The sequence below is a fragment of the Streptomyces sudanensis genome, from assembly GCF_023614315.1.
Taxonomy (GTDB): Bacteria; Actinomycetota; Actinomycetes; order Streptomycetales; family Streptomycetaceae; genus Streptomyces; species Streptomyces sudanensis.
Genome location: NZ_CP095474.1, coordinates 2394702 through 2404327, shown reverse-complemented (window position 1 = coordinate 2404327; position 9626 = coordinate 2394702). Strand labels below are relative to the sequence as shown.

The 9626-nt window shown below is 74.3% G+C and carries 10 protein-coding genes and 1 pseudogene; 7 read left to right on the top strand and 4 right to left on the bottom strand.

Annotated elements, in window-relative coordinates:
* Nucleotides 1-13: 13 nt before the first annotated feature.
* Nucleotides 14-919: YfhO family protein (locus MW084_RS11080; RefSeq protein WP_420833762.1), on the bottom strand; the 906-nt coding region annotated here is incomplete at its 3' end.
* 113 nt (nt 920-1032) lie between these two features.
* Between MW084_RS11080 and MW084_RS11075 the strand changes: the two genes are divergently transcribed.
* The 4 genes from MW084_RS11075 (at nt 1033) to MW084_RS11060 (ending at nt 4151) form a co-directional block, all read left to right on the top strand.
* Nucleotides 1033-1995, top strand: coding sequence for a glycosyltransferase family 2 protein (locus tag MW084_RS11075; protein WP_029553712.1), 963 nt, complete (start codon nt 1033-1035; stop codon nt 1993-1995).
* The gene (locus tag MW084_RS11070) at nt 1992-2411 is read left to right on the top strand and encodes a GtrA family protein (protein ID WP_010473416.1); all 420 of its coding nucleotides are present in this window, start codon (nt 1992-1994) and stop codon (nt 2409-2411) included. Before MW084_RS11075 ends, MW084_RS11070 begins: the two co-directional genes overlap by 4 nt.
* Nucleotides 2412-2494: 83 nt before the next feature.
* Entirely contained in the window at nt 2495-3145 is a 651-nt protein-coding gene (locus MW084_RS11065) for a SurA N-terminal domain-containing protein (protein WP_010473414.1), read from the top strand.
* 22 nt (nt 3146-3167) lie between these two features.
* Nucleotides 3168-4151: a nucleoside triphosphate pyrophosphohydrolase gene (locus MW084_RS11060; RefSeq protein WP_010473411.1), complete on the top strand. Its 984-nt coding sequence runs from the start codon at nt 3168-3170 to the stop codon at nt 4149-4151.
* Between the two features lie 375 nt (nt 4152-4526).
* Here the strand turns inward: MW084_RS11060 and MW084_RS11055 are convergent, their stop codons facing one another.
* Entirely contained in the window at nt 4527-5000 is a 474-nt protein-coding gene (locus MW084_RS11055) for an ATP-binding protein (RefSeq protein WP_010473409.1), read from the bottom strand.
* A gap of 230 nt (nt 5001-5230) precedes the next feature.
* Between MW084_RS11055 and MW084_RS11050 the strand changes: the two genes are divergently transcribed.
* The gene (locus MW084_RS11050; protein WP_275563570.1) at nt 5231-6484 is read left to right on the top strand and encodes a helix-turn-helix domain-containing protein; all 1254 of its coding nucleotides are present in this window, start codon (nt 5231-5233) and stop codon (nt 6482-6484) included.
* A 288-nt stretch (nt 6485-6772) separates the two neighbouring features.
* Here MW084_RS11050 and MW084_RS11045 read toward each other — a convergent pair whose 3' ends face one another.
* Together MW084_RS11045 and MW084_RS11040 are read right to left on the bottom strand one after the other, a co-directional pair.
* The gene (locus tag MW084_RS11045) at nt 6773-7165 is read right to left on the bottom strand and encodes a type II toxin-antitoxin system death-on-curing family toxin (RefSeq protein ID WP_010473405.1); all 393 of its coding nucleotides are present in this window, start codon (nt 7163-7165) and stop codon (nt 6773-6775) included.
* Complete coding sequence (locus tag MW084_RS11040) at nt 7162-7356, bottom strand: ribbon-helix-helix protein, CopG family (RefSeq protein ID WP_010473403.1); 195 nt, start codon at nt 7354-7356, stop codon at nt 7162-7164. Before MW084_RS11040 ends, MW084_RS11045 begins: the two co-directional genes overlap by 4 nt.
* Before the next feature lie 313 nt (nt 7357-7669).
* Here MW084_RS11040 and MW084_RS11035 point away from each other — a divergent pair, with 313 nt between their 5' ends.
* The gene (locus MW084_RS11035) at nt 7670-8941 is read left to right on the top strand and encodes a cytochrome P450 family protein (RefSeq protein WP_010473400.1); all 1272 of its coding nucleotides are present in this window, start codon (nt 7670-7672) and stop codon (nt 8939-8941) included.
* Between the two features lie 94 nt (nt 8942-9035).
* Nucleotides 9036-9589, top strand: a pseudogene (locus tag MW084_RS11030) (transglycosylase family protein); the annotation flags it as partial.
* Between the last annotated feature and the right edge of the window lie 37 nt (nt 9590-9626).

Below are 9626 nucleotides of genomic sequence, written 5' to 3'. Positions count from 1 at the left end.
CCCCCCGGTGGNNCGGCAGCGCGGCGGCCAGCAGCAGCGCCCCCGCCCCCAGGAACAGCGCCGGCGTGAAGAAGCCGTACGTCGCCGGCAGCACCCGGGCCGCCAGGTCCGTCCACCGCGCCGGGTCGAAGTCGCGCGTCCACCCCGGATAGGCGTGCCGCGACCCGAGGAACACCGGTACCAGCACGGGCGCGGCGAGCCCGATCCCCAGCAGCACCGTCCCCGCGGCCCGCCCCAGCACCCGGGGCCGCGTCCCGCCGCGCGCGAGCAGCACCAGCGCCGCGCCCAGCGTCGCCATGTACGCGGTGTAGAAGTTGGCCACCCAGCACACGGCGACCACCACGGGCCCCAGCACCGGCCGCCGCCCCAGGCGCACCCACTCGGCGACCAGGCACAGCAGCGGGAAGGCGATCAGCCCGTCCAGCCACATCGGGTTGTACGACGCCTCCGCCACCGCCCAGCCGCACAGCGCGTACGCGGCGCCCAGCGCGGCCGCCCCCCACCGGCCGCCCCGCCGCTGCCGCAGCAGCACCAGCGCCATGGCCGCCGCCGCCGCGCCGATCTTCAGCACCGTCACCACGTACACGGCCAAGTCGATCCGCTCGCGCGGGAACACCGCGACGAGCGGGGCGAACGGGCTGGTCAGATAGGTGCCCAGGTCCGGCAGCAGACTGGTCCCGTACCCCGACCGCCAGTTCAGCGGCCCGGCCCCGGCACGTCCGTGCAGCAGGTCCCACAGGTGGGCGTGGAACGGCACGAACTGGTTGCCGAGGTCGTTGACGGCGCGCGTGCGCGACCCGAAGGGGAAGGTGCGGGAGGCGGCGTCGCCCGCGCAGACGGCGAACACGGCGAACAGCGCCGCCGCACCGCAGGCGCGCGGGACGGACGAAGGGGCACGGGACTCGGACACGTCCCGAATATCGCACCGGGAAAACGGAATCCCCGCTCCTCCGGAGCGAGTTCACCGAATGTCCGCCTGCCCGCCACGGAAGGGGGCAGCCCCCGACACGCACGGCCGTTTCCGTGGACGCCGTGCTGATCTCGATAGTGGTGCCCTGCTTCGACGAAGAGGAGATCATCGCCCGGTTCCACGAGCACGTGACCGAGGAATTGGGCCGCCTCGCGGTCGACTTCGAACTCGTCTACGTGGACGACGGAAGCCGCGACCGCACCCTGGAGATCCTCCAGGAGCGGGCCGCCGCCGACCCGCGCGTCCGCTACGTCTCCTTCAGCCGGAACTTCGGCAAGGAGGCGGCCATGCTCGCCGGGCTCCGCCACGCGGCCGGCGACGCGGTGGTCATCATGGACGCCGACCTCCAGCACCCGCCGCGCCTCGTCGCCCGCATGCTGGAACTCCACGCCGACGGCTACGACCAGGTCGTCGCCCGCCGCACCCGCGAGGGCGACCGGGTCACGCGCACCCTGCTGGCCCGCGGCTACTACCGGGTGGTCAACCGGCTCGTCGACGTGGAGCTCGCCGACGGCGTCGGGGATTTCCGGCTGCTGTCCCGCCGGGCCGTCGACGCGGTGCTGGAACTCACCGAGTACAACCGCTTCTCGAAAGGGATCTTCGCCTGGGTCGGATTCCCCACCACGACGTTCGAGTACCAGAACGAGACACGCGAGCAGGGCCGCTCGAAATGGACGTTCCGCAAACTCCTCAACTACGGCCTCGACGGCCTGCTGTCCTTCAATGACAAACCGCTCCGGGCCGCCCTCTACCTGGGCTTCCTCCTCCTCTCCGCGGCCTCCCTCTACGCGGCGTGGATCGTCGGCGACGCCCTCCTCAACGGCGTCGACACCCCCGGCTACGTCACCCTCCTGGTCGCCGTCACCGCCCTCGCCGGCGTCCAGATGGTCATGGTCGGCCTGATCGGGGAGTATGTGGGCCGCATCTACTACGAGGTGAAGCGGCGCCCCCACTTCCTGGTGAAGGCGGCGAACACCGGCGCACCGCGCACCCGACCGTCCCCCGGGGAGTACAGCCGAAGATGACCGGCACCAGCGGCCAGATCGTCAGGTTCGCCCTGGTCGGGGTGGTGAACACCGGCACCTACTACGGCTGCTACCTGCTGCTCCTGGCGTGCGGCCTGCCGTACGTCGCCGCGCACGTCGCCGCGTTCCTGCTGTCGATGACCGGCTCGTTCTTCCTCAACAGCCACTTCACCTACCGCACCCGCCCCACCTGGCGGAAGTTCCTGCTCTTCCCCCTGACCAACGCCGCGAACTTCGTGATCACCACCGCCGGGGTCTGGCTGCTGGTCGGCGTGGCGGGCCTGTCCAGCCGGTACGCGCCGCTGCTCGCCGCGGCGGCCGCCATCCCCGTCACGTTCCTCGTCTCCCGGGCGGTCATGCTGCGCCCGGAGAACCCGAAGGGCCGCGAATCGTTGACGGAAGTGGCTCCGAAGTAGTGGCCCGGGCCGCGTCCACTGCCTACCATCGATCACCGCAAGGTCGTTGACGCTGACGTACGACCCACGCCGGGAGGCCCCCTTTGCACCGCCGCCGTCGCACCGCGCTCTCCGTGTCCGCCGCCCTCCTCGCCGCGGCCCCCCTCCTCACCGCCTGCGGGGGCGACGCCCACCCGGGCGCGGCGGCCGTCGTCGGCGGCGACCGGATCGAGACGGCCGCGCTCCAGGCGCAGGTCCGGCAGGTCCGCTCGGCCCAGGAGGCGTCGCCGCAGGCCGAGCAGCTGATCCGCGCCACCGGCACCCTGAGCCGCGAGAAGCTCAACGGCATGATCTTCGACCGGGTGGTGGAGAAGGTCGCCGCCGACGCCGGGGTCACGGCCAGCCGCAAGGAGGTCCAGGAGACCCGGCGCGCCGCCGCCCGCCAGTACGGCGGGGAGGCGCAGCTCGCCGCGATGCTGCTCCAGCAGCAGGGCACCACCCCCGGCGAGGTCGACGGGATGGTCCGGCGCGGCATCCTCATGGACAAGATCGCCGCGAAGCACGGGGTGTCCCACACCCCCGAGGGCCAGAAGAAGCTCGCCGCCCTGTTCGGTGCCGCCTCCAGGGACCTCGCCGTCGAGGTGAACCCCCGGTACGGCACCTGGGACCACGACGGCATCCGGCTCGGCGACCACCAGCCCCCCTGGCTCCGCCAGGTCACCCGGGACCCGGCGGCCACCCCGGCGGGCGCGTAGCGGCGGGCGGTAGGTTCGAGGGGTGAACGCTCAAGCCGCAGACACCCCCGGAACCGGCCGCATCGTCCTGATCACCACCAGCCACCGGGTGGCCCCCGGCGTGCTGTCCTGGCCGGCCTGGCAGACCCTGCGCACCGCCGACGCGGTGCTGTGCTCCGACCCCGGCCACCCGCAGCTGCCGTACCTCCGCGAGGCCGGGATCGCCGTCGAGGCGGCGAAGCCCACCGCGCGGGAACTGGTCGACGCCTGCGCCGGGGGCCGCACGGTCGCCGTCCTCGCGTCCGGCGAGGGCGACCGGGACCTCACCGACGGACTGGCCCGCCTCGCCGGCTCCGGCCGCGCCGCCCTGCCCGAGCTGGAGCTCCTGCCCGGCTCCTACGACCTGCCCGGCGCCCGCCTCCTGGACCTCGTCGAGGTGATGGACCGCATCCGCCGCGAGTGCCCCTGGTCGTCCCGCCAGACCCACCGGGGCCTCGCCAAGTACGCCATCGAGGAGGCGTACGAGCTGGTCGAGGCGATCGAGGACGGCGACCGGGAGGAACTGCGGGAGGAACTCGGCGACGTCCTCCTCCAGGTCGTCTTCCACGCCCGGATCGCCGAGGAGGCGCAGGAGGAGCCGTTCTCCCTCGACGACGTGGCGGGCGGCCTGGTCGAGAAGCTGATCCACCGCCACCCGCACGTCTTCGGCGAGGAGACCGCCGAGACGCCCGAGCAGGTCAAGGAGCACTGGCTGCGCACCAAGGCCGTCGAGAAGCGCCGCACCTCCGTCACGGACGGCGTCCCCCTGGGCCAGCCGGGCCTCGCCCTCGCCGCGAAGCTCGCGGGCCGGGTCCGCAGCGCCGGCCTGGACGTCCCGCCGCCGTCCGGCGACGGCGTCGGCTACGCCCTGCTGGAGGCGGCCGTCCGCGCGGAGGCGGACGGCGTGGACCCCGAGGCCGCGCTGCGCGCGGCGGCCCGCGCGTACCGCGACGCGATCCGCGCGGCGGAGGGCCACCCGGCCGGCTGACCCGCCCTTCCGGATCGCCGGGGTGCTTTCGGGCGTCCACCGCCGCCCCTTGCGGGCCGCCGGCCGGGGCGGAGGACGAGGAACGGGATCCGCTTTCCGCCCGGCCTTCCGCTCCGAGAGTCCTCGCCGTGTGGTGCCGGGCGGAAAGTCGGACATGTCAGGCCGCCGCGAGCGCTGCGCCATCGTCGTCCGGAGGCGGGCGGTGACGGCGCAGATCCCGGGCGGGTGGGGGCCGAGGACGGTTTTCGGGCCGTCGTGGGCTTCCACGTCGGTCGACTCGGCGAGTGTCTCGGCGGTCGGGGCCGGTGTGCGGCGCCGCACCGGGGAACCGCCGGTTCAGGGCCCCGGTGGCGACGACGCTCGGTATGACGGCCGTCATGGCCTTCTCTCGGGGAGCGCGAGGGTGCACCAGGTGGTCGTGCCGTCGTCGCTGACGCCCCAGGTCCGTGCGAGGGCGGTGACGAGCAGCAGGCCGCGACCGTCGTCGTCGTCGTCGCCGGCGGTGCGGAGCCGTGCCGGGGCGGTGCTGCGGTCGCCGACCTCGATGAGCAGTTCACCGGTGAGGACGGTCACCTTCAGTCCGACCTCGCCCCTACCGTGCCGGATCGCGTTGGTGACCAGTTCGGAGACGACGAGTACGGCGTCGTCGATCAGTGCGGCACAGCCGTGGTGGCGGAGGTGGGAGGCGGTGATCCGGCGCATGTGCCCCACGCGGTGGTCGGACGGGGCGAAGCAGGCCACGAGGCCGGGCCCGGCCGGCCGGTGATCGACCGCCGCGGGGGGCTGCGGGTCCGGGGCGGACGTTCGTACGACGTCGAGGTCCCTTGTGCTCGTGGCAGGTCGGGGCATCGCGGCTCCTTCGGTCACACGGGGCAGGGCCCCGCGGTCTTCTGGCACATGAGGCCGCAACCAGGGGCCGAGGACGGGCGGTTCGCCTCGGCCCCGGGGCGGCGCCACTCATCCAAAGGTCCGATGCCGTTCGGGCGGAGGTGCCGGGAAGTGGTGCATTTGCCTGCGGGGGGCCGGAGCGGGGGGCCAGAGTGGGTATCACCCTTGCGATCACACAGGAGGCGCGGCGCATGATGACTCCGGACGGGATCGGCGCCCTCTTACGGGGTGTCCGGGAGCGTGCGGGCCGTACGCGAGAAGAGCAGGCGCGGCGGATGGAGGAAGCCGGGGGCGGACGGTTCTTCGATCCGGAGAACCTGAAGAGGTGGGAGACGGAGCGGCGGCTGCCGACACCCGTCTTCCACGAGACGATCGCCCGCGCCTACGGGGTGACGGTCGCCGAGGTCCGCCGGGCCGTCGCCGCGTCCCGTCAGGCCCGCCGTCACGGCAAAGGAGGGACGAGCGACGTGGACCGACGACGCTTCATGGGGGCGGCCGCCGCGGTCGGTGCAGCCGGGCTTCCGGGGATCGCCCAGGCGAGGGAGGCCATTGACGGGGCCCTGGTCGCCACGCCCGACGGCGATCTGACCTACCTGGAATCGGCGTACGAGCGGTACCGCGGCGGGTACCGGGGCCGGTCCCCGGACGCGCTGCTGACCGAGATGCGGGCCGATCTGGATCTGCTCCGTCACACCCTGGCCCGGCCGCACTCGACGCGGGCACGCGCCCGCCTGGTCCGCACGACCGCCGGACTGGCGGGGCTCGTGGCGATCATCCAGCACGACCGGGGGGACCAGCCGGACGCGGCCCGCTGGTTCTCCACCGCCGAACGGGCCGCACGGGAGTCCGGCGACCGGCGGGTCACCGCGTGGGTCCTCGCCCGGCACGCGATGGTCGGCGTGAACTACGGGGCGCCGCGCCAGGCCGCCGTCCTCGCGGCGAAGGCGCGGCGCGCGGCCGGCTCGGCGCCGACGGCCGCCGCCGCGCTGGCCGCCGCCGTGTCCGCTCGTGCGCTCGCCGCGCTCGGGGACCGCTCCGGGGCGAGGGCCGCGGTCGAGGACGCCCGTTCGTTCGCGGACCGCCTCGACGGCGACGAGACGGCCGACACGTGGACCGGCTATCCGGCACAGAAGCACCTGGTGCACCTGTCCCAGGCGTACACGCTGCTGGGGGACACCCGCGCGGCGTACGAGGCGCAGGAACAGGCGCTCGCCCTGACCGGTGGCGGGTCGGTGATGACGCGGGCGCTGCTGACCCTGGACCGGGCGATGTGTCTGTGCGCGGACGGCGACCCGTCGTTGGCGGCCTCGACGGCGGCCGACGTCCTGGAGCGACTGCCGACCGCCTACCGCGGCGGCCTGGTGGGGTCCCGCGCCGTGGTGCTGCACCGGCGGCTCACCGGCCGGCCCCGGGACCGGCTCGGACAGTTCCTCGCCGGAAGCTGACCCGCGAGCACGCTCCCGCAGTCGGTTGTGGCTGCGGGGGCACCCGCGTGCGCCGGCCGCGTCGTACCCGGAGCGGTCCGGTCAGCCGGGGTGGCGGTACGGGGACGGGTCCGTCCGGTGGTGACAGGTATCGCGGCCCCCGGCCACCGGGACCTCGCCCGCCTTGCCGCCGGGGCGCGCCGCCCAGGGCCGTCCGCACGGCCCCACGTGCATCGACGTCCCGTTCCGGCCGGGCGCGTCCGCCGCGGCCCGCCGGGGGGTGCCCGGCCCTCATGCCGCCGCCGTGGGTCAGGGGACGGGGAACCAGGCCGACAGGTGCTGGGCGACGGCCGGTACGTCCGGGCGGTCCTGGGCGACCTCCTCGACGAACGGGCCGGCGACGGAGACGTGCGGCGGGGAGACGCCGGCGCTCAGGCCGTTGAACCGGAGGAAGACGCGCATGGCGAGCCAGGCGGTGCGCTTGTTGCCGTCGATCAGCGCGTGGTTGCGGGCGACGGCGTGCAGCAGGGCGGCCGCCTTGTCGTGCAGCGCGGGATACAGCTCGGTCCCGAACACGTGGGTCCGGGGCCGTTCGATCGCCGATACCAGCAGCCCCATGTCGCGCACGCAGTGCTCGGTGCCGTTGACCTTGCGGGCGATGGCCAGGATCTCGTCGATCCGGAGGTGGCGCACCGCGGTCATTTCAGGTAGTCCAGGATCTCCGCGTCGCTGTCCATGAGTTCGGCCAGGACGTCGTCGACCTTCAGTTCGGCGCGGTCCTGGGCTTCGCGGACGGCCTCGATGACGAGTTCCTGCTTGCTGCGGTGCTCGCGACGGGCCCGCTCGGTGAGCTTCGCGTCGAGGTCGTCGGGGAGCCGGAGTGTCATCGCCATGCATGCATGATACCTGCCTGGTATCTGATCGCCGAAGTGGTACCGGCCGGTCGGGGCCTCGGATTTCCGGGCCGCGGCACCCCTGCCGTGGCCGGGGGCCGGCCGCGCTCCCGGCCACGGCAGGGCGTGCGGCCGAGGTGACGCTCTCCACTGCCGGAGAGGCACGGCGGGACGGCCGGTACGGGAGAGCCGCGGGAACGGCCGGAGGGACCGCGGCGGGGACGGAGCCGCCCCCGGAGCCCGAAGCCGCCCCTACCCGCCGATCCCGGCGCCCGGAAGGCCCCGCGCCGCGCCGGGCGGATACCGTCGGGGGGTGAACGCCGCCGACGACCCCGCCACGCCCCCCGAGCTCTTCACCTGGGAGTTCGCCACCGATCCGTACCCGGCGTACGCCTGGCTGCGGGAGCACGCGCCCGTGCACCGGACCCGGTTGCCCAGCGGCGTCGAGGCGTGGCTGGTCACCCGGTACGCCGACGCCCGGCAGGCGCTCGCCGACCAGCGGCTCAGCAAGAACCCCGCGCACCACGACGAGCCCGCCCACGCCAGGGGCCGGACGGGCATCCCGGGTGAGCGCAAGGCCGAGCTGATGACGCACCTGCTCAACATCGACCCGCCGGACCACACCAGGCTGCGGCGGCTCGTGGCGAAGGCGTTCACTCCGCGCCGGGTCGCGGAGTTCGCCCCGCGGGTGCAGGAGCTGACCGACCGGCTGATCGACGGTTTCGCCGGGAGGGGGGAGGCCGACCTCATCCACGAGTTCGCCTTCCCCCTCCCCATCTACGCCATCTGCGACATGCTCGGGGTGCCCGCCGAGGACCAGGACGACTTCCGGGACTGGGCCGGGCAGATGATCCGGCACGGCGGCGGGCCGCGCGGGGGCGTGGCGCGGGCCGTGAAGCGGATGCGGGCGTACCTCGTCGACCTGATCCACCGGAAGCGGGAGGACCCCGGCGACGACCTGATCTCCGGTCTCATCCGCGCCTCCGACCACGGCGAGCACCTCACCGGGAACGAGGCCGCGGCGATGGCGTTCATCCTGCTGTTCGCGGGTTTCGAGACGACCGTGAACCTCATCGGCAACGGCGTGTACGCCCTGCTCCGCAACCCCGGCGAACGCGCCCGCCTCCAGGCGTCCCTGGCCGCGGGCGAGACGGACCTGCTGGCCACGGGGGTCGAGGAGCTGCTGCGGTACGACGGGCCGGTGGAGCTGGCGACCTGGCGCTTCGCCACGGAGCCGCTCACCGTCGGCGGGCGGCGCATCGAGCCGGGCGACCCCGTCCTGGTCGTGCTGGCGGCGGCCGACCGCGACCCGGAGCGGTTCGACGACCCGGACGTCCTGGACCTCGGGCGGTCCGACAACCAGCACCTCGGGTACGGGCACGGCATCCACTACTGCCTGGGCGCGCCGCTCGCCCGGCTGGAGGGGCGGACCGCGCTGGCCGCGCTCCTGGGGCGGCTGCCCGACCTGCGCCTCGCCGTCGATCCGGACGAACTGCGGTGGCGCGGCGGGCTCATCATGCGCGGACTGCGAACCCTGCCGGTGGAGTTCACCCCCGAGCGACCTGACGGATCGTCACCTCTGTGATCCTCGCGTGATCTTCCCTGAGCCGACTTGTGACCGGTGTTCGAATGCCGCTACGTTCACCGTCACTTCAGCAGTCGCGTGAAAGGTCCTCCGCATGCGTTCCGGTAACGGACGACACCGTCGACCCCGTCAGGCCCCCGCCCTCGTCGTCGCCGCCGGGGTGACCGGGTCGGCGATCGCCCTGCCGCTGCTCGGCGCGGGCACCGCCTCCGCCGCCGACGCCGCCACCTGGGACCGGGTCGCGGAGTGCGAGACCGGTGGCATGTGGAGCGCCGACCTCGGCAACGGCTACTACGGCGGCCTCCAGCTCTCCCAGGAGGCCTGGGAGGCGCACGGCGGCACGGCGTACGCGCCGCGCGCCGACCTCGCCACCCGTGCCCAGCAGATCGCCGTCGCGGAGAAGGTCCTCGCCGCGAAGGGCTCCGCCGCGTGGGCGACCTGCGCGCCCATCGCGGGCCTGGCCGCCGCCACCGCTCCCTCGGGGTCCGGTGCGGACGCCGCGCCGGATCCGGCCGGGAGCACCGGTACGGACACCGCCGAGCCGCGGGAGCCCGACGCCCTCGACGGGACCGCCACCGGCATCAAAGGCTCCCCGGCCCCCGGCGCGGCGGAGCGGGGCGCACGGCCCGCCCCGGGTGCCACGCCGAGNCNCNGCCGACGCCACCGAACTTGTAGCGAGTGGTGG